This is a genomic window from Staphylococcus gallinarum, from assembly GCF_000875895.1.
GTDB lineage: Bacteria > Bacillota > Bacilli > Staphylococcales > Staphylococcaceae > Staphylococcus > Staphylococcus gallinarum.
In genome coordinates, this window is record NZ_JXCF01000256.1 from 116,351 (window position 1) to 136,524 (window position 20,174).

Annotated in this window: 18 protein-coding genes and 1 riboswitch; of the genes, 7 read left to right on the top strand and 11 right to left on the bottom strand. The window is 34.3% G+C overall.

Going from position 1 to position 20,174, the window contains the following annotated elements:
• Window positions 1-10: 10 nt before the first annotated feature.
• Complete coding sequence (locus SH09_RS14840; RefSeq protein ID WP_042740365.1) at window positions 11-796, top strand: putative hydro-lyase; 786 nt, start codon at window positions 11-13, stop codon at window positions 794-796.
• A gap of 56 nt (window positions 797-852) precedes the next feature.
• Here SH09_RS14840 and SH09_RS14845 read toward each other — a convergent pair whose 3' ends face one another.
• Entirely contained in the window at window positions 853-1,416 is a 564-nt protein-coding gene (locus tag SH09_RS14845) for a sugar O-acetyltransferase (RefSeq protein WP_042740530.1), read from the bottom strand.
• 76 nt (window positions 1,417-1,492) lie between these two features.
• On the bottom strand, window positions 1,493-2,686 hold the full coding sequence (locus SH09_RS14850) for a DUF819 family protein (RefSeq protein ID WP_042740366.1): 1,194 nt from the start codon (window positions 2,684-2,686) through the stop codon (window positions 1,493-1,495).
• Between the two features lie 151 nt (window positions 2,687-2,837).
• On the opposite strand from SH09_RS14850, the gene SH09_RS14855 reads away from it, so the two are divergent.
• On the top strand, window positions 2,838-4,259 hold the full coding sequence (locus SH09_RS14855; RefSeq protein ID WP_042740367.1) for an SLC13 family permease: 1,422 nt from the start codon (window positions 2,838-2,840) through the stop codon (window positions 4,257-4,259).
• 131 nt (window positions 4,260-4,390) lie between these two features.
• Window positions 4,391-4,597 (top strand): hypothetical protein, encoded by a 207-nt coding sequence (locus tag SH09_RS14860; protein WP_042740368.1) that lies wholly within the window; start codon window positions 4,391-4,393, stop codon window positions 4,595-4,597.
• Window positions 4,598-5,137: 540 nt separating this feature from the next.
• On the opposite strand, the gene SH09_RS14865 is transcribed toward SH09_RS14860, so the two are convergent.
• From SH09_RS14865 to SH09_RS14875, 3 genes are all read right to left on the bottom strand, one after another.
• On the bottom strand, window positions 5,138-6,007 hold the full coding sequence (locus tag SH09_RS14865) for an SDR family oxidoreductase (protein ID WP_042740369.1): 870 nt from the start codon (window positions 6,005-6,007) through the stop codon (window positions 5,138-5,140).
• A 313-nt stretch (window positions 6,008-6,320) separates the two neighbouring features.
• Entirely contained in the window at window positions 6,321-8,219 is a 1,899-nt protein-coding gene (locus tag SH09_RS14870) for an ABC transporter permease (RefSeq protein WP_042740370.1), read from the bottom strand.
• The gene (locus SH09_RS14875; RefSeq protein WP_042740371.1) at window positions 8,209-8,970 is read right to left on the bottom strand and encodes an ABC transporter ATP-binding protein; all 762 of its coding nucleotides are present in this window, start codon (window positions 8,968-8,970) and stop codon (window positions 8,209-8,211) included. Before SH09_RS14875 ends, SH09_RS14870 begins: the two co-directional genes overlap by 11 nt.
• Window positions 8,971-9,193: 223 nt before the next feature.
• On the opposite strand from SH09_RS14875, the gene SH09_RS14880 reads away from it, so the two are divergent.
• From SH09_RS14880 to copZ, 3 genes are all read left to right on the top strand, one after another.
• Window positions 9,194-10,645: a SulP family inorganic anion transporter gene (locus SH09_RS14880; protein WP_042740372.1), complete on the top strand. Its 1,452-nt coding sequence runs from the start codon at window positions 9,194-9,196 to the stop codon at window positions 10,643-10,645.
• Window positions 10,646-10,816: 171 nt separating this feature from the next.
• The gene (locus tag SH09_RS14885; protein WP_042740373.1) at window positions 10,817-13,204 is read left to right on the top strand and encodes a heavy metal translocating P-type ATPase; all 2,388 of its coding nucleotides are present in this window, start codon (window positions 10,817-10,819) and stop codon (window positions 13,202-13,204) included.
• Between the two features lie 37 nt (window positions 13,205-13,241).
• On the top strand, window positions 13,242-13,448 hold the full coding sequence (gene copZ, locus SH09_RS14890; RefSeq protein ID WP_042740374.1) for a copper chaperone CopZ: 207 nt from the start codon (window positions 13,242-13,244) through the stop codon (window positions 13,446-13,448).
• Window positions 13,449-13,511: 63 nt separating this feature from the next.
• Here the strand turns inward: copZ and SH09_RS14895 are convergent, their stop codons facing one another.
• The 5 genes from SH09_RS14895 to SH09_RS14915 all read right to left on the bottom strand — a co-directional run bounded on the left by SH09_RS14895 (window position 13,512) and on the right by SH09_RS14915 (window position 18,914).
• Entirely contained in the window at window positions 13,512-14,510 is a 999-nt protein-coding gene (locus SH09_RS14895; protein WP_042740375.1) for a D-lactate dehydrogenase, read from the bottom strand.
• Window positions 14,497-15,684 (bottom strand): aminotransferase class I/II-fold pyridoxal phosphate-dependent enzyme, encoded by a 1,188-nt coding sequence (locus SH09_RS14900; RefSeq protein WP_042740376.1) that lies wholly within the window; start codon window positions 15,682-15,684, stop codon window positions 14,497-14,499. The genes SH09_RS14895 and SH09_RS14900 overlap by 14 nt, the downstream gene beginning before the upstream one ends.
• A 66-nt stretch (window positions 15,685-15,750) precedes the next feature.
• A riboswitch (SAM riboswitch) is annotated at window positions 15,751-15,859 on the bottom strand.
• A gap of 121 nt (window positions 15,860-15,980) precedes the next feature.
• A complete protein-coding gene (locus SH09_RS14905; protein WP_042740377.1) occupies window positions 15,981-16,742 on the bottom strand; it encodes an aggregation-promoting factor C-terminal-like domain-containing protein in 762 nt (253 codons plus the stop codon).
• A gap of 556 nt (window positions 16,743-17,298) precedes the next feature.
• On the bottom strand, window positions 17,299-18,342 hold the full coding sequence (locus SH09_RS14910; protein WP_042740378.1) for a PTS transporter subunit IIC: 1,044 nt from the start codon (window positions 18,340-18,342) through the stop codon (window positions 17,299-17,301).
• A gap of 146 nt (window positions 18,343-18,488) precedes the next feature.
• Window positions 18,489-18,914, bottom strand: a complete 426-nt coding sequence (locus SH09_RS14915) for a 6-pyruvoyl trahydropterin synthase family protein (RefSeq protein ID WP_042740379.1) — start codon at window positions 18,912-18,914, stop codon at window positions 18,489-18,491.
• Window positions 18,915-19,040: 126 nt separating this feature from the next.
• Here SH09_RS14915 and SH09_RS14920 point away from each other — a divergent pair, with 126 nt between their 5' ends.
• The gene (locus SH09_RS14920; RefSeq protein WP_042740380.1) at window positions 19,041-19,403 is read left to right on the top strand and encodes a DUF488 domain-containing protein; all 363 of its coding nucleotides are present in this window, start codon (window positions 19,041-19,043) and stop codon (window positions 19,401-19,403) included.
• An 85-nt stretch (window positions 19,404-19,488) separates the two neighbouring features.
• On the opposite strand, the gene SH09_RS14925 is transcribed toward SH09_RS14920, so the two are convergent.
• Entirely contained in the window at window positions 19,489-20,064 is a 576-nt protein-coding gene (locus tag SH09_RS14925) for a M23 family metallopeptidase (RefSeq protein ID WP_042740381.1), read from the bottom strand.
• Between the last annotated feature and the right edge of the window lie 110 nt (window positions 20,065-20,174).

Below are 20,174 nucleotides of genomic sequence, written 5' to 3' on the forward strand. Positions count from 1 at the left end.
GGTTGTTATAATGAATTTACGTGATGCATCACCAAGCACTTTGAGAACTATGATTAGTAATAATGAACTGATTCAGCATACTAGTGGTATGGCAAAGGGTTACGTGCAAGCCAATGTTGTCATTTTACCTTCTCAGTATGCCTATGATTTTTTGAAATTTTGCTTTAGGAATCCGAAGACATGTCCATTATTGGATGTTTCTGAAAAAGGAAGCAAATCCTTTCCTTTCTATGGACCACAAGCAGATATAACGACTGAAGTAGCATCTTATAGAGTTTATGAACACGGTCAGTTAGTTGATGAACCTAACCGTATTGATCACTTATTTAATGATGACATGGTTAGTTTTTTAATTGGTTGCAGCTTCACATTCGAGCATGCCTTAATCGAAGCTGGCATTCCAGTTCGTCATATTGAAGAAAATCATAACGTACCCATGTTTGTAACTAATATCCCAGCAAATCAAAGTGGTCAATTTTCAGGTAATATCACTGTTAGCATGCGCCCTATGACAATGAATCAAGCAATACAAGCCACTGAGATTACAACGCATTATGCAGATGTTCATGGCACACCAATTCACATTGGTTCCCCTGAACAGATAGGTATTAATAATATTACGCAACCAGATTACGGCGAACCTGTCACAATAAAGGAAGGTGAAGTCCCTGTATTTTGGGGATGTGGTGTCACACCACAATCAGTTGCATTAGAAGCGAAACCTGAGTTAATGATCACTCATGCACCTGGCCATATGTTTATAACAGATGTATTAGATAGTCAACTTAGAAATTAACTAAATGTCTCGTTAATAAAATGCGTTCCCATATTAGTATGGCAACGCATTTTTTATTACTCATTATTTATAGTTTTTATTACTTTAGCGGGCGTTCCAACAGCTAATACATTTTCAGGAATGTCTTTAGTTACAACACTTCCCGCACTAATAACTGTTCCCGAACCAATCTTGACACCAGGTAGAACTACGACATTGGCGCCTAACCAAACATTATCTCCAATTTCAATCGGCAACGCTTGTTCAATACCACTGTTGCGTGCAGCTATTTCTAGTGGATGGTTGGCAGTATACAAACCACAATTTGGACCGATAAAGACATTATGTCCAATATTAATTGTAGCGCAATCCATCAAATAGCAATTATGATTTATAAAAACTTGTTTACCTAGTTTTATATTATATCCATAATCCACTTGAAATGGACTTAACAATTCTAATTGCTGTGGTTCATATTGAAATATTTTTTGTAATAATATGTGACGCTTTTCAACCTCACTCGGCTTGGTATAGTTAAGTTCACAACATAGATCCTTAACTTTAAGCCTTTCCTCACCTAATGACTCATCAAAGTTGGCATCATACCATTCACCCGCTAACATTTTCTCTTTTTCAGTCAACATAATTCCTCCTTAAAATATACGAACACTTACCTCATATGAATCTGACTAAAGGCACACAACTCGTATCCTAACATCATTTAATTTGCATTAGTATGTGATACATAAGCGTCCCTGCATAGTTTCCAATGACATATCCCAATGTTCCAATGATTAATATGGGACCTACTAGCTTAGACCAACCTTTGCCTATAGCTAGTGCAGCTGCAGTCGTGGGACCTCCTGCCGTTGCGTTACTTGCCAATAATATTTCTTCTACTTTAAAATTCAACCACTTGCCTAACAATAAACTTAAACCTAAATTAAATATCAATATTATCATAACAAAGATAAATAACAATGGTGCTGTTTTAATAATAGTGACAAATGATGCTGGCGTACCGATAACCACAAAGAAGATATAAATTAAGAATGTCCCTATTTCTGAAGCCCCTGACAATTTTTCAAAGAAATCACCCCATAGCGCAACAACACATAAAGTCAATGTCGTTAATAATAAATATGAATCACCAAAGAATGACACGACTAACGTTAATAAAATATTAGATTTCGGTATCCAATGTTGAATAAACTCTGATAATTTAAAACTTATCGCTACTAAAGTCACTGCACAGGCTACTGAACAGGCAATGTCGATTAAGGCAATCTTTTGAGGTGCAAAGCGCTGTTCCTCTGTCTTAGTGTTAGAGCTGTCATAGTCCGTATTGAAATATCTTTTTATCCAAGGTAGTGAAGGCAATGCAATTAATAACATAAAATATAATGCCATTATGCTATTATCAGCTACAACAGTCGATGAAATCATATCACTCGGTGTTGCAAATTTAGAACTTAACGCTGCAAAGTTAACGCCTCCACCAATGTAACTCCCAGTCATCATTGCGCCAATCTTTGCTAAATGCGGTATCCATTGATTTAACACTAAGAAACCAACTATCGTCCCTACCATTGTTCCTATCGAGGCAATCATAAATATGATTAATAACCTTCTACTTTCCTTCCATATCTTTAGTATGTTCGAACTAAATAATAAGAGTGGTATTGATAAAGGCACGACATAGTCCCATACCGTGTCATACACCGGTGAGCTGGTTGGTATAATATGAAAGTTTGATAATAACATTGCCCCTACTAGTGCAATAATCGCACCAGAAATAATACTCGCAAAGCGATATCGTTCTTCTAAATATATACTAATAGTTGCCCAACCTATAATAATCGCCCACAATATCCAGGTATCATCTTTTGCTACTAATGTTCCTACTATCATCCTAATCCCCCCATTGAGCTTATAGTCAAAATACTAAATGACGATAATCATTTACTCAATATATTTTTTAAATTTTCAGAAAATAAATTGTCTAAACGTACGGTTACTGATATTCTTATTTTGAGAATGCATCAAACAAGGGGGACGTAATATGAAAGAAAGAATAGGTCTTATTCTCGGACCACTATTATTTATCATTTTTTACTTCATTCCTGGGATTACAGGTCTAGATGATGCACCAAGAGCAGTACTCGCAGTTACATTATTTGTAGCGACTTGGTGGATTACTGAGGCCATTCCTATCCCTGCTACTTCATTATTACCATTGTTATTACTACCGTTAACAGGCGGCACTGATGAAAAAATTGCATCAAGTGCCTATGCAGACCCTATCGTCTTTATGTATATGGGTGGATTTATTATCGCATTGGCCATTGAGAAATGTAACTTACATAAGCGTATTGCTATGACTATTATTTCAATGATGGGCGCAAATAGTAATCGCATTATATTGGGGACAATGATTGCTACTGCCTTTATTTCTATGTGGATTTCTAATGCTGCAACTGCACTTATGATGTTACCCATTGCACTTGCTTTGATACAAGAAATTCAAGAAGCACAATTTTTAAAACCAGAATCAACACATAAATTTAGCAAAGCTTTATTATTAACTGTAGCTTATTCAGCGTCAATTGGTGGTTTGGCTACTTTAATCGGTTCAGTACCAAATGCTGTTTTCGCTGCAGTAGCCGCCTCTAGTTTAGATAGAAAAATTTCATTTGCTCAGTGGATGATTTTTGCGGTGCCTGTGACTATCATCTTACTTGTTATCCTGTATTTCATGTTAACAAAATGGCTATTTAAGGTTGACGATGCCGAAAAAATTTCTTCTGATTTTGCCAAAAAGGCCTTACATGATTTAGGTCCTATGAGTCGCGAAGAAAAACTGACAGGATCGGTATTTTTATTAGTAAGTTTGCTATGGATATTCGGTGGTCTGATACCTGATTCTATTCATGTATCAGATACCGTCATTGCCATATTAGGTGCAGTATTACTATTCTTAATACCATCAACTAAACATAAAGGTGGACTCCTTGTATGGGATGATATGTCCCAATTACCATGGGGAATATTATTACTTTTTGGTGGTGGTTTATCATTAGCAGCCGCATTTGAAGATTCTGGACTGACAAAATGGTTTGGTGGCATGTTAAGTATCGTCAAACCATTACCATTGATTCTAATCGTAATCGTAATCACAACAGGTATCTTATTCTTAACCGAAGTAATGTCTAACACTGCTGTTTCTAATATGTTGATGCCAATAAGTATTGGTTTTGCTGCTGCAATAAGTAAAGATCCATTTATCATTATGGGAATCGTCGCACTATCATCTACTTGCGCATTTATGTTACCAATATCCACACCACCAAATGCTGCAGTATTTAGTTCTGATGAATTAGAAATGAAAGATATGGTGAAAGCAGGTTTTATCTTAAATATTTTTGCTATCATCGTTATATCACTCTTTGCTTATTTCTGGTTACCAATCGCATTCGGCATATAAGTTTGATATATAACAATAATCGTCAAATTGCTACTGCTGAGGTATGATGTAACATCTATACTGCGGACGCATGTCAAATACACTGGTACACATTATAATAAGTATATAAACTTATAAAAGGAGCAGTTATTATGAAGACATTAATCAAAGGTGCTATTGCCATCCTATTAATCTTAGGTGTTGTTAAGACCTTTCAAGACCATGATTTAACAAATGAAGCGACAAATTATTATCAACAATTTAGAGATGGCGAAGTACTTCAAAATATTGAAAACATTAATTTCGACTCATTAAAAAATATCAATTTTGATAACCTTAATCCTTCAGATTTCTTTTAAAGTTTAGCTCGTTATAATGTATAACTAGATTAGCAATAGACTCGGTTTATACACACAAATATTATTATTGATTGCCTTTCGTACAATAGTATTATTTGTATCTAAGTACGCAACATATTGTTTTATATACTCCAGACTAAAAAAATTGTCGGTTGAATTGAAGTTCCTTTCAACCGACTTTTTTGTTGTCATTTATGTTGTTTTGTTCTATAGTCCTTAACTGTTTAAGATACAAGCTTATTACGTTAAGCATGAAAAAATCCCCAAAAGAACAAACCTTTTGGGGAACTCTCTTTATATTATGCATCGATATTGACCTTTTATCTAGTCAGTGGAGGTTTAATTCAAGACTAAGTATCGACACATCACTTATGACTTAAGTCTCTCGCTTACAATTCCCTAATTTCAACACTTTGCTTTCAACAATAAAGTACTTACATCTTCCACTACTGTACTTTCAAAGCAAAATATCTTTATACATTGACCGCTACTGATTTCATACCTCACTTCAATTCACACCCCAAGTACTATAAATCGGACCTAAGATGTTATATAATCTCCTCCATTTACATGAATCACTTGGCCTGTGATATAAGAGCTATCAGCATAGGATGCTAAAAACACATAAGATGGTGCTAATTCTGCTGGTTGACCTCGGCGTCCCATTGCTGTATCAGACCCTTGATTTTCAACTTTATCTGCAGTAAATGTAGCAGGAATTAATGGTGTATATATAGGACCTGGTGCGACAGCATTTACTCTAATGCCTTTATCGATTAATGTAGTAGCTAGCGATCTTGTAAAGGCAACAATTGCACCTTTCGTCGCAGAATAATCAATCAAATGACCTGAGCCACGATATGCAGTTACACTCGTTGTATTAACAATCGCATCGCCTTTCTTCAAGTAAGGTACAGCCGCTTGCGAAAGAAATATCATTCCAAATATATTTGTTTCGAATGTTTCTTTAACCTGCTCTGGCGTTATATCCTCAAATTGATCTCTTGGGAATTGAACACCACCATTGTTTACTAAAATATTCAGATCACCAAAGTCATCAATGACTGATGCAATCAGTTGTTTAGAATCGTTAATATTTTTCAAATCATGGGCATAAGCTTTCGCTTTACCACCTAACTCTGTTATTTGTTGAACAACTTCATCTGCATCTTCGTGCTCATCGTAATATCCGATAGCAACCTGTGCCCCTTCCTTCGCATATAATAATGCCACGGAACGACCTATACCCGAATCACCACCTGTAATGAGTGCAACTTTGCCTGCCAGCTTTCCGCCACTACGATACGAATCTAATACAGAAATTGGTCTAGGATTCATCTCTTTTTCAATTCCTGGTTGTCGATTTTGTGTATAGCCTGTTATTTGATTGTGAAATTCAGTTAAATTCATCCAATCACTCCTTAGTATTCTTATTTGCCAGTACCACCATTTTGCATTATGAAACATTCTCACTTTATGTGGCGTCTATTTCCCAGGAAATAGTAATACTAAGTTATTTGAAACTATAGACTATATTATCCAATCCACTTGCATTATTAAAATATTATAAAATGAAGCACACTAAATCAATTGAATATCTCGTACAAGAACGTCGTACTATTAACAAACGTCCGATCACACATATCAATCTACACTGTTAGTAACAAGCAAACTATTTTGCTGTCACTTCGTGTATAGCACTATTCGGCTGACTTAGACCCTGTTAGATTGAATGTTTAACAATCCGACTCGAATGTATGATGGACATAATTGCAAAGATCATAAAGATAATAGAATAAACCACCATAACAACATAAACTGGCAGCATATCTATAGAGTTCATAATCTTCATATATGCTTTAGCTGCAAAGTATGCATGTAATAATGAAATGATTAGCGGTAAAGCAAAGTTGAATATTACCTTTAACGTTAAACCTTTCAACATATCTCTATGTGTGTATCCAAGTTTACGTAAAATTTTATAATTAGACATTTCATCTTCTGTTTCATCCATTTGCTTGATATAGATAATACAACCAGCAGCAATTAAAAATGCTAATCCAAGAAATGATGTTACAAACAATAAGATACCTATAGAATTATCCATGCTTTGTCGTATAACCTTTTGTGATTCAATATGAGGATTTACCTGTTTTAACATTTTGTTAGCAGCTGGCCAATCCTTTTTATTTAATAACTCATAGCCATATTGCTTATTAATTTCTTTACTGTGTTGACTTAGTTCATCATATTTATCAGTGCTGACTAATAGTACCGGTTGGCCATAAGAAACATCTGCCCTAAAATCTACTGTTCGTTGATCTGCTGTCACCTTAAATGGCGCAAAACCTTGCCCTTTAAATTGAATTGTCTTGTCGATATTATATTTAACTAAACTACCACCAATTGTAGAAACATTAATCAACTTAGCATTATTTCCAGAAACATCTTTATCTTTAAAAAATTCATTACTTGTTATAAACATTTCCTTAGGTTTGTTCATTAAAGAATTACTTTGTTTAACAAAGAAATCATCTTTTGTTATTTTCAAATTAGCTACCTCTTTATAAACAGGTTTAAATGGTATATGCGCTTGTTCTAATTTTTGTTCAAATTGCTGTGCCTGCTTTTCTGAATTTAAATTAAAATCTTGAGGTGATGATTCATAAATATTGTCATCAATAGATGATTTACTAATTGCACCAAAGCACAACACAGTGACCGTCACAGCGGATAATGTAGCTATAATAGTCAAAGATAACGCATTCTTCTTCATTTTATGCATAATTGAGGATGTAAAAACGACGTCCGTAATAGATATCTTGCCTTGCTTTAATCCTTTAAGACTTTTGAAGATTAACGAAACCGAACTCCTAAAGAATAAATAAGCGCCTACTGTGGTTAAGAATAAAATAGCAAAGACTAAAAACATGATTGCATCACTATATTTCCCAAACATTTCGGTCGAAAAATAATAACCTAAAATAATCATCGTGATACCAATAATTCCAGAAATAAACTCTAATATCGTCACTTTAGGTTTATTGACCTCAGTCTTAGTATTATCATTCATCATCGTTAAAATACTCCGTCTACGTAAAAACCAAAAACTTTGTACTAAAATGAGTACAAATGATAAACATAATAAAATAATCGTTTGCGTTACTGCTGGCGGTTGGAATGTTAATGATACACTGGTCTTAACACTTAAGATTTTGAGTACAACCATCAATAATATTTTAGAACCAAATACACCAATGATCATGCCTAACACACCGGTAAAGATAAACATCGTTACTTGTTCTATCAATAACATACGCATTATATTATTTCTTGTTAACCCAATTAATTGATACAGCGCGAATTCACGTGTACGTCTTTTTATAAATAGTTGATTCGCATACATTAAGAAGATCAATATAATGATAAACAAAAAATTGGCGCCAACCTTTGATCCTTCTTGGATTACTTTCATAGAATTATCATTATTTATACTGTTGGTATATTTTAATGTAACAAAGCTAAAATAAAGGACAATACTAACTATCAACGAAAATATATACATCGCATAGTGACGAATATTCTGTTTGAAATTCTTTAGTACAATCTGATTAAAGCTCATGTGTCACACCACCTAAAGCCGTTTGCATATGAATAATATTCTTATAAAAGGCTTGGTTCGTATCTTCACCTTGATAAATTTCAGAATGTATATTACCGTCCTTTAACATAATCACTCTATTAGAAAAACTCGCCGCTACAGGATCATGTGTAACCATTACTATCGTGGCGTTCATTTTCTTATTCATTTCTTCTAAACGATTTAATAAATCCTGCGCACTTTTAGAATCAAGTGCACCTGTTGGTTCGTCGGCAAAGATAATAGCTGGTTTATGCACTGAGGCACGTGCTGCCGCTGTACGTTGTTGTTGCCCACCAGATATTTCATTAGGATATTTATTACCCAATGCTTTGATCCCAAGTGCTTCAGTTACTTCATTATAATTGGCTTCTTTTTCTTTTTTTGACATCTTTTGTATAGACAATGGCAACATAATGTTTTCTTTAACCGTTAGCGTGTGTAATACACTATAATCTTGGAAGATAAATCCTATCTCTTTTTTTCGAAAATCTGCTAATGCTTTATTGCTCATTTTATTTATCTGATTGCCATTTATTTCGACTGTACCACTGGTTAAATAATCAATAGAACTTATAACATTCAACAAAGTTGTCTTACCAGAACCAGATGGTCCCATAATTGTGACGAACTCACCTTCTTCAATTGAAAAGTCTATCCCCTTTAACACTTCTTGTTGTTGGTGCTTGTTACCATATTTTTTAGTTAAACCTTCAACTTTTAAAATTGGCATACTTTTCACTCCTAGTTACCTTTATTTATAATCCAATTGTAACGAATCATCCTAACACTGGCGTTTGTTTTAACTAACAAACATAGTTATTAAAATAACAACTTTGTCACACAGGTATAATTTTATGCGCATTCAATTATACTTTACATTGAATTTTAATAACTTTGTACTTAAAATACTATGTTATAATAATTTAGTTAAAATATTATTAAGGAGTATATAAATGCTAACTAAATTAAAAAGCGAATGGTTAACTGCACCAGGGACAAATATCTTAGCAGGTATTGTTGTTGCCTTAGCTTTAATACCAGAGGCAATTTCCTTTTCAATTATAGCTGGAGTCGATCCAATGGTCGGTCTTTATGCATCTTTTATTATTGCAGTAGTCATCTCATTTGTAGGCGGTCGACCTGCTATGATTTCTGCAGCTACAGGTTCCGTCGCCCTAGTCGTCGTTCCGTTAGTTAAAGATTACGGATTACAATACTTACTTGCTGCCACTATATTAATGGGTCTTATTCAGGTCATATTCGGCATATTAAAGGTCGGACATTTGATGAAATTCATACCAAATTCTGTCATGATTGGCTTTGTCAATGCTTTAGCCATTATGATATTTACTACGCAAATTAAACATATCTTTGGTATATCTATTCCAACTTACATCTTTGTCATCATTACCTTACTGATTATTTACTTATTACCACGCGTTTTTAACACAATACCCGCTCCACTTATTGCCATTGTGTTGTTAACTGTCATTTCGATTTATACACATGCCGATGTAAAAACAGTCGGAGACTTAGGTGATATTAAACGTACACTACCACATTTCCTTTTACCAGATGTACCTTACACCTTTGAAACTTTGAAAATCATATTACCTTATTCATTATCTATGGCTATTGTTGGACTTGTTGAGAGCTTGCTTACAGCTCGTATTGTTGACTTAGCAACTGATACGTATAGTAATAAAAATCAAGAATCACGCGGACAAGGTATCGCAAACTTTATAACAGGCTTTTTTGGTTCTATGGGCGGTTGTGCCATGATAGGTCAATCCGTTATTAATGTACGTTCTGGTGCTACAACGCGTCTGTCTACCTTTACTGCCGGAGTATTTTTAATCATTTTAATTATTGTCTTTGGTGATTGGGTAGTACAAATTCCAATGCCTATTCTCGCTGCAATCATGGTTATGGTTTCAGTCGGAACATTTGATTGGAAATCATTCAAATTTATCAAACGTGCACCTCGTACAGATGCCTTTGTAATGATCTTAACAGTCGCTATTGTGTTGTTGACTAATAATTTAGCTTTAGGCGTCATTGTCGGAGTCATTGTTAGTGCATTATGCTTTGCCACTAAAATATCTAAGGTTAAAGTTGAACAAGAGACACATGAACAAACCATTTATTATAAAATTTCAGGTCAAATTTTCTTTGTATCAATAGATACAATGATGAATCAATTAGACTTAGATTTGAAACATCAGACAATATATTTAGATTTCCAACAAGCACACTTATGGGATGATTCTGCAGTTAATGCTATTGATACACTCGTTGAAAATTATAATAAAAAGCACAATACCGTATATGTTCAACATTTAAATAAAGATAGTAAAAAAATAGTTACTGAACTTACAGAAATTAATCATCAACATTTATTATAAGCCGTTATTTCACACAAAAGCCAATGCGCATGTATTTACTGCGCATTGGCTTTTTTAAATCTTAATCATTGACATATATACGGGTAGGGGGTATATTGTAGATAAATGATTTGCTCTACTACCGGATATTAATGTTCCAAGATACATAAAATAAAAAGGGAGGTTTATATTATGTCACAACAAAAAACAACGACCTATGATATTACAGGGATGACTTGTGCAGCTTGTGCAAATCGTATCGAGAAGAACTTAAATAAACTCAATGATGTTACTGCAAATGTTAATGTAACGACAGAGAAAGCAACCGTAACATACGACCCACAAAGCACTTCTGAAACACAAATTACTGAAAGCATTGAAAAAACTGGTTATGGCGTGTCTACTGAACACACTGATTTAGATATTATCGGGATGACTTGTGCAGCCTGTTCAAATCGTATCGAAAAGGTATTAAATCGTATGGATGGCATAAGTAATGCAAGTATTAATCTCACTACAGAAAGTGGTGCTATCGACTATAACCCTAACACTGTTACGGTCGATGATATAATAAGCAGAATACAACAGATTGGTTATGATGCACAGACTAAACAAGATGAAACACAAAAAGCATCTAGAAAGGAACAAGAATTAAAGGGAAAAAGATTCAAACTGATTATTTCAGCTATCCTAACCGTTCCTTTATTACTAACAATGTTCGTTCATTTATTCGGCATTCCTTTACCACATATTATAATGAATCCTTGGTTCCAGTTCGTCTTTGCAACACCTGTTCAATTCATTATTGGATGGCAATTTTATGTTGGTGCCTATAAAAATCTTAAAAACAAATCAGCAAATATGGATGTACTTGTTGCTTTAGGTACAAGCGCTGCTTATTTTTATAGTATCTATGAAATGATTAAATGGTTAATTCAACCACAAATCACTCCGCATCTTTATTTTGAAACAAGTGCAGTATTAATCACACTAATATTATTAGGTAAGTATTTAGAGACACGCGCTAAAGCACAGACAACAAATGCATTAAGTCAATTAGTCAACTTACAAGCTAAAGAAGCACGAATCATCAGAGATAACACAACAATCATGGTTCCATTAAACGAAGTCAAAGTTGGCGATTATTTAGTTATCAAGCCAGGAGAAAAGATACCCGTTGACGGTACAATAATTAAAGGAACAACATCAATAGATGAATCTATGCTGACTGGTGAATCAATTCCAATTGAAAAGAATGTGAATGATACTGTCATAGGTGCAACGATGAATAAACATGGTTCCATTACTATTGAAGCAACAAAAATCGGCAAGGATACGGCTTTATCGAATATTATTCAAACTGTAGAAGCTGCCCAAAGTTCTAAAGCTCCTATCCAACGACTCGCAGATATTATATCTGGTTACTTTGTACCAATTGTTGTAGCCATTGCTTTACTCACATTTATTTTCTGGATTACACTTGTACAACCTGGTGAATTTGAACCTGCGCTCGTTGCTGCTATTGCAGTATTAGTCATCGCCTGCCCCTGTGCATTAGGTCTTGCTACTCCTACTTCTATAATGGTAGGAACTGGTAAAGCTGCTGAACATGGCATCTTATTTAAAGGCGGAGAGCATATTGAACGAACACATGAAATTGATACTGTAGTCTTAGATAAAACTGGGACAATTACAAATGGTCAACCAGTAGTCACTGCATTCAATGGTAATAGCGAGACGCTACAATTACTTGCATCTGCAGAAAATGGATCCGAACATCCATTAGCCGATGCTATAGTGAAACATGCTGTTAATAACGATATTAAATTGTTAGAGCCTGAACACTTCACTTCTATACCTGGCAGAGGTATTTCAGCTATCATTCATAATCGTCATATCTTAGCAGGTAATCAACAATTAATGACAGAATATAATATTGATACAACTGAGCAAATAGAACAATTACAACGCTACGAGACAGCTGGTCATACTGCTATGTTTGTAGCTGTCGATAATCAAATTAATGGCATAATTGCCGTTGCAGATACTGTGAAATCAAATGCACGAGAAGCAATTCAAGCATTGCATGATTTAGGCATCAACGTCGTCATGTTAACAGGCGACAATGAACGTACAGCTCATGCTATTGCTAAACAAGTAAATATAGATGCCGTTATTGCGGAAGTATTACCGGAAGAAAAGGCAGCAAAAATTGCAGAAATTCAACAAACAAATCAGCATAAAGTAGCTATGGTAGGAGATGGTGTAAATGATGCACCTGCTCTAGTACAAGCAGATATAGGTATTGCAATAGGTACAGGTACCGAAGTTGCTATTGAAGCAGCAGATGTTACTATCCTGGGAGGCAATTTATTGTTAATACCTAAAGCCATAAAGGCAAGTAAATATACTATCCGTAATATCCGTCAAAACCTATTTTGGGCATTGGGTTATAATGTAGCAGGTATTCCTATTGCTGCATTAGGCTTATTAGCTCCTTGGATTGCTGGCGCAGCAATGGCATTAAGTTCAGTCAGTGTAGTAACAAATGCTTTACGTTTAAAAAGAATGAAACTATAGTTAACCCTATATAAAAATTTATAAGGAGGTGAATGTTATGGCTAAAGAAATCATTGCAGTAGAAGGTATGAGTTGTGATCATTGTAAACAAGCTGTTGAAGGAGCACTAACAAATCTAGATGGTGTTACAACTGCTGAAGTAAATCTTGAGGCTGGAAATGTCACAGTCGATTACGATCAAACACAAGTTACAACAGATAACATGAAAGAGGCTATTGAAGATCAAGGATATGATGTAAAATAGCACAATCATAGAGGCTCATATCATCAAAGTGCGTTGATGATATGAGCCTCTATTTTGTTATAATCAATTTACACGTAATGATGTATCTCCTGTTTGTAATACCTCAATAGTTGCATCTAAAGCATCAACTATTAAATTTTCAACAGCAGCATCCGTATAGAAAGCAATATGCGGAGATAAAATAACATCTTTACGTTCAATAAGTGAACGTAATAATTCATCTTCTAATGTGACACCACGTTGATCACTAGGAAATAGACCCTTTTCAGCCTCATATGTATCTAATGCTGCACCCTTTATAATACCTTTATCAATAGCTTCAATTAAGGCACGGGTATTCACAATCGACCCACGAGCGCAATTTATAAATACTGAACCTTCTTTAAAACTATTAAATAATGATTCATCAAATAAATAATGATTTTCATCACTTGCTGGCACGTGCACCGTAACAATATCAGCTACTTCCACTATTTCTTTAATTGTATCTTTATAACTCACGATAGATTGTAATTGTTCATTTTTCACAATATCATACGCAATTACCTTAGCACCAAAACCATTTGCAAATATTTTCGCAACTACACTACCAATACGTCCTGTACCAATCACTGCTACTGTTAAATCCTTAATAGAGCGCGATAAGATGGCAGGTTGCCAGCGAAAATCTTGTTCTGCGGTCTTTTGCTGTATATCATTAAAGTTTCTCACCAAATTTAATGCTTGGGACACAGTATACTCTGCAATTGACTCAGGTGAATATGAAGGTACGTTTGAAATGATTAAATTATACTTATTCGCCAATTCAAAATCATAACAATCATACCCCGCACTTCTTTGGGCAATTTGTTTTATTCCAAACTCATTCAATTTTTTGTAAACCACTTCGGGCAGAGGGATTTGTTGTGATACAGACACGCCATCAAAGCCTCGGACACTATCTACCGTGGATTCAGTCAATAATTGACTATCTAAATCTACAGATACTTTATGTTGTGCTGACCACGCTTCAATATAAGGAATATCTTCCTCTCTTACACCAAACAATTTAATTTTTGTCATCGCAGACACTTCCTTCTTTATGATATAAAGCACTTAATGATTGTAAACGATTAGCTGCTTCTAATAGTTGTGCATCATTTAATGCTAGTGAAATTCTGACATAATTACGCCCATGCTCGCCAAATGGGATGCCAGGAGCTACTAAAATAGATTGCTCCTCTAATAAATACTTAACAAATTGCTCACCATCATAACCTTCCGGAGTAGCTAACCATAAAAATATACCACCCTTCATTGGTTCAAATGGAATGTGTTTTTCAGCCAATTTTGCTTCAAAAAGATCTCTCCTGCGTTTAAAGGTAGCACTTTGTTCCTCTAAAAATGTATCATAATGATTTAAAGCGTATGTTGCAGCATCTTGTAACGCACCAAACATGCCTGCATGTGTGTGTGTTTGGAATTTTTTGAGCGCCTGAATCACCTCTTTATTACCTACTGCAAAACCAACTCTAAATCCTGACATATTATAGCCCTTAGATAGTGAAAATATTTCAATCGCTACATCTTTGGCTTGTGGTGATTGCAATATACTCGGGTTTTTATGATCAAAACCAAAGGCACTATATGCAAAATCATGAACAATTTTAGTTTTTGTCCCCTTAAAACGCTTTATAGCTTCATCAAATACATTTTGTGTCGCAACTGATCCCGTAGGATTATTTGGATAAGTTAAATATATCAATTTAGTATTATCTAAGACTGACTGTGCCACCTTATCCCATTCAGGTAAATAATCCGGAGAATTCAATACCAGTGGTACCGGAATTGCATCAGCCAATTTTACGCCAGCTAAATAATCTGTATATCCTGGGTCAGGCAACAACACATTTTCTCCTGGATTAACAATACACTGCGGTAAATTAACTAAACCATTTTTTGTTCCATATAAAATACATACTTCATCTTCTTTATCTAACGCTACTTGATATTGACGTTGATAAAAATCAACTATCGCTTGTTTAAAGGTATCTTTTCCATGAAATGCACCATATTTTTGGTTCTCTGGTATATGTATTGCTTTACTAAAACAATCTAAAATGCCCTTAGGTGTTTCTCCATCAGGTATACCCACTGCCATATTAATTAATGGTAAGGGGCCATGTTCTACTTTTTGTCCCATTGTCTTCCCAAAATAGCTGTCAGGTATCTGAGATAATCTTTCTGACATTACCATAAAACTGCCCTCCTTAAATAAAAAACTATATACCGAAGTTCAGCGGCATATAGTCATATCATATGTCACCTATCTCTCAAGACAAATATTGCTTGTTGGATTTAGCACAGTACGTCAATCACGTCTGTTGCTGAAGTATCATCGGGCCAATTCCCTCAACTTCTCTAGATAAGTTGCTTCATATTAAATTACTAATTATTTTATCAGAATATTCAAACTTGTCAATGTAAAAAAAGAACGACTCTAAAGAGTCGCTCTATATATAGTGTTGAATCATTTAATTATTTAATTAAATCTTACCACCAGTTATTAGCTGAACGGAAAGCTAATGCAGCTTCGATTGAACCATAACGTTCTTTAGCATAGTTGATCATACCTTGAGTTTGAGTAGCAACTGAACCAGTTCCCCAAGATTCTTTAGTTTGACCTAAACCTCTGTATCCTAATTCGTTAACAGCATTTGGGTTACCGCTTGACTCAGGTAATACGATAGTATTCCACATAGCTTCAGTACCACCAGCAGCTAAGAATTGAGCTTTAACTGATCCACCAGTTGAAGCAGCTTGTGTTTTTGCAGCTTCGTATGCTTTAGTTGCAGTGCTTGTTTGAGCAGTTTGAACGTTTGAGTTTGAAGAAGCTTTAGGAGCTTCAACTGCTTGAACTTCTACATTGCTTGATTGTTGTTGTGAACTTACTTCGTTAGATGATTTTTCGTTAGTGTTTGTAGATGCTTGTGCACTTACATCTTGTTGAGCTGAGTTTGATGAAACGTTTGTAGATGCACTTTGTGAACCTGCAACGTCATAGCTCCAAGACCATGATTGACCATCTGAATCAAATTTATATTCGAATCCGCCTAATACGAAGTCATAGTGGTAAGCACCAGCGTGTAATGGTTTTTCGTTTAATTCTGAAGCGTTGTTTTGAGCTAATTCTGCTAAGTGTGCTTTGTCGATGTTTTGCTCAGAAGCGTGCGCTTGATTTTGATCTGCTTGAGTTGCGTATCCAGTTACACCTAATGCTACTGCTAAAGATGATGCTAAAATTGTTTTCTTCATAATAAAAAAATCCTCCAAATTTAATTCTTTTCTAAAAGTAAATTATATTTTCGTTAATAAAATTATCGTATCTGCTAATATTGTTTAAAATTTATGTCTAATTTTTTGACCACAAATAATATACCATAAATTTCTCGTTTTTATATTACATGTATATAACAAAACTTTACAAAAGCAAGCTCATTATGTAACATTGCAATCTTTTTGTTTTGTTTTGTTACGCATAAACTATCAAAGATAACGCTAACATTTAATGTAAAATGTTGTTATAACAGTGTAATTTACTACTTTTTTCACATTAAGACTATTTTCTGAATTATTACAAGTATCCTTTCTGTAATACTTTTGTAATAATATAAACCGTTAAAAAATATATTTATTGGGGCAAAACTTGTAATTTTTGTTTTTTCTGAAAATTCAATCGCTAACTATCTATTACTTTCATGACGGTATTCAACTTTAATTTTACCGAAAAAATCGTCTACAGGTTTTATTACTCCTGTAGACGACTCAATTAATTGTTAACTTTATTAAGCTGTATTTTAAATTATTTTCATTATGCTAAGAATTTAAAAATATCTCGATCATATAATTTCAATACTTTCATATAGAAGGTATTAATAATATAACCAATTGTAAATGGCACTACAAAAAATGCAATAAATACCATCAACAGGCTCAATAGTGGTGAATGTTCCATAAACCTAAATGCACTAATTGGACCGACTAGTCCAATAATACCAAATCCAGCAGATTCTTTAGTACCGCCAATGCCGATAAGTGCTCCGGCAAAACCTGTGACTAAAGCAGTAGTAAAAATAGGCAATAATATGATAGGATGACGCACCATATTAGGAATCATCATTTTAACGCCACCTAAAAATATAGTAATCGGCACACCTGCTCTATTGATCTTAACAGTTCCAGCAACAAGTACTGCTTCACATGCCACTATTCCAAGTGAAGCTGAACCAGCAGCTAAACCACTAATACCTATTGCTAATGCAGTTGCAACGGTTGATATAGGTGAAATAATAATAAAACTAAATACAAGTGCGATTAACATAGACATTAAAATAGGTTGCAGTTCTGTAAATGAATTCACCAAATTCCCTATACCTGTGGTAATCATTTTCACATAAGGTAACAATAAAACACCTAACAAACTTGCAATAACTCCAACAAAAGTTGGTAATATGATTAACGTGAGACTACCAAAACGCTCACCAATCACTAATATAATAAACACTGCAATAGCTGCAGTTATCATCGTGTTAATTAAATCACCTACACCCATTAATACCCATGTACCTGATTTAAATTGCGCAACACCACTACCAATAAATGCCGAACTTGCTACTACGGCTGTCGCTAAAGGTGATAATTTAAATCGCATTGCTATTAATGCACCTACCAAGATTGGTACTGTAAATTGTATACTTTCAACAATTTGCAATAACGTTTGAAAGATGGGATATTTCGGTGCAAAAACCTTAAATAATTCTCCTAAAATTGCATTCGGTATCAGTCCGGCCACAATAGCGATTGCCACGCCTGATAATACATTATTAATAAACTGTTTTGGACTTACCTTGATCATAGAAGTTCCTCCTTAGTTGTAGTAGGTACTTAATATACCATATTTTCCAAATTTTCAGAATATTAATTTTTGTTTTAGTCATTTAATTTTGCATTATCTATAAATTCCATCATATTTTGAAAACGATACGCTAAATCTACTTCATGTTACTGCATGAATGCTTCAGTCAATACAAGCCCTTGGCGATCGTTTTCGTAAAACTCTAATTTATAAAGTGTATTTCCATTTGGAAGGTATTGCTCAAACTGTTCCCAAATCCAAAACGCAATATTTTCTGCAGTCGTATTCATAGCTGGTAATGTGTCATTTAATAACTGATTTGCTAAAAAAGGTTTAATGTGTTCATCATATAATTTGTCTACAACATTAAAATCTAATGCCAACCCATAATCATCAATAGGTGATAATATCTCTACATTAAAACGATATAGCTGATTTTTTAAATCTTTATGCAATGTTTCAGAAAAATAAATTCTATTATCACACTGAAATTGGAAACTATTTCTGATTAACACATTATTCGTTCTATATTGATACGTTTTCGGTGGCTGCACATGATCAAACTTATTCATCATAAAACCTCCTGTTTTTCTTTATTTTACCCTTTTTCTAAAAAATAACTTCAAACTACGATGTTTTTAATTTACAGCTATTGGCAATGATGAAAGTGATATATATTTAAAACAGGAGTGATTTTAATGTCAATCAAGACTCAACGTATTTATGATGAAAGTGAAAATCAACAAGTAACTGGATTACGCATATTAGTAGATCGTGTATGGCCAAGAGGCATCTCTAAAGAACAAGCTAAGATCGACCATTGGTTAAAGGATATTGGACCTTCTACAGAGTTAAGAAAATGGTTCGATCACGATGCAGAAAAATTCACAGAGTTCAAATCGAAATACCAACAAGAATTAACTGATAATGACGACCAAGCTAAAGCATTTAAACAATTAAAACAATGGGTTGATGAAAGTGATAAACCGGTCGTCTTGTTATTCGGCGCCAAAGATACTCAACATAATCAAGCCGTTGTACTTCAATCTTTATTGAGCTAATACGCTTCAAGGCATTATCTTAGCATATATATTCACAATCCTATCGGTAGCGTATACTACATTACAATACAACCCATTCAGTCGGTTACAATTCATACAAACTCTTTTCGCCGTTAGGTAATTTATCTATGAAAGATTTGGGGTCTATTGCAAATTGATTGCCCACCCCATCTTTCATTCTTTGAAAATGAAGATGCGAACCTGTCGTTTGCTCACCAGTATTACCAGAGAGCGCAATGGTGTCACCTGCATTCACACGTTCACCTTTCGCTACTTTAAATGTATTCAAATGCATATACCATTGATGATATCTACCATTATCTTCTTGAATTTGTATGACTTTTCCACCTAATTTATTATTAAAGGTTCTCGTCACAACGCCATCGGTCACTGCTTTAACTGGTGTATCTTCAGGTAAATCGTAGTCAATGCCATAATGTTTACCATCGAAATCACTATATTGATATTCACCAAAAGTTTCTGTTTCTCTACTACGATTAAATAGTGCTTCAAAGTCATTATTTGACTCTTCTGGTTCATGACTTTGATTAGTATATAATTTAGTCACGGTTTGTTTAATTTCTTCATTATATTGTACAAAAAATACTATCGCTCCTACAATCACGATACAAATAGCTAAGTATTTTAATAATTTCTTCAATAAAGGTAACACCTCTTAAATAATAAATTTGTGTAATTAGTATACGCACTCATCAACATGAATGCGAATAATTCGTTTACACAACGCTCACATAAAAATAATATATCTAT

Coding starts and splice junctions, on each gene's coding strand:
- SH09_RS14840 (WP_042740365.1), top strand. CDS start 11: ATGAATTTACGTGATGCATCACCAAGCACTTTGAGAACTATGATTAGT.
- SH09_RS14850 (WP_042740366.1), bottom strand. CDS start 2,686: ATGATAGTAGGAACATTAGTAGCAAAAGATGATACCTGGATATTGTGG.
- SH09_RS14855 (WP_042740367.1), top strand. CDS start 2,838: ATGAAAGAAAGAATAGGTCTTATTCTCGGACCACTATTATTTATCATT.
- SH09_RS14860 (WP_042740368.1), top strand. CDS start 4,391: ATGAAGACATTAATCAAAGGTGCTATTGCCATCCTATTAATCTTAGGT.
- SH09_RS14865 (WP_042740369.1), bottom strand. CDS start 6,007: ATGAATTTAACTGAATTTCACAATCAAATAACAGGCTATACACAAAAT.
- SH09_RS14870 (WP_042740370.1), bottom strand. CDS start 8,219: ATGAGCTTTAATCAGATTGTACTAAAGAATTTCAAACAGAATATTCGT.
- SH09_RS14875 (WP_042740371.1), bottom strand. CDS start 8,970: ATGCCAATTTTAAAAGTTGAAGGTTTAACTAAAAAATATGGTAACAAG.
- SH09_RS14880 (WP_042740372.1), top strand. CDS start 9,194: ATGCTAACTAAATTAAAAAGCGAATGGTTAACTGCACCAGGGACAAAT.
- SH09_RS14885 (WP_042740373.1), top strand. CDS start 10,817: ATGTCACAACAAAAAACAACGACCTATGATATTACAGGGATGACTTGT.
- copZ (WP_042740374.1), top strand. CDS start 13,242: ATGGCTAAAGAAATCATTGCAGTAGAAGGTATGAGTTGTGATCATTGT.
- SH09_RS14895 (WP_042740375.1), bottom strand. CDS start 14,510: ATGACAAAAATTAAATTGTTTGGTGTAAGAGAGGAAGATATTCCTTAT.
- SH09_RS14900 (WP_042740376.1), bottom strand. CDS start 15,684: ATGGTAATGTCAGAAAGATTATCTCAGATACCTGACAGCTATTTTGGG.
- SH09_RS14905 (WP_042740377.1), bottom strand. CDS start 16,742: ATGAAGAAAACAATTTTAGCATCATCTTTAGCAGTAGCATTAGGTGTA.
- SH09_RS14910 (WP_042740378.1), bottom strand. CDS start 18,342: ATGATCAAGGTAAGTCCAAAACAGTTTATTAATAATGTATTATCAGGC.
- SH09_RS14915 (WP_042740379.1), bottom strand. CDS start 18,914: ATGAATAAGTTTGATCATGTGCAGCCACCGAAAACGTATCAATATAGA.
- SH09_RS14920 (WP_042740380.1), top strand. CDS start 19,041: ATGTCAATCAAGACTCAACGTATTTATGATGAAAGTGAAAATCAACAA.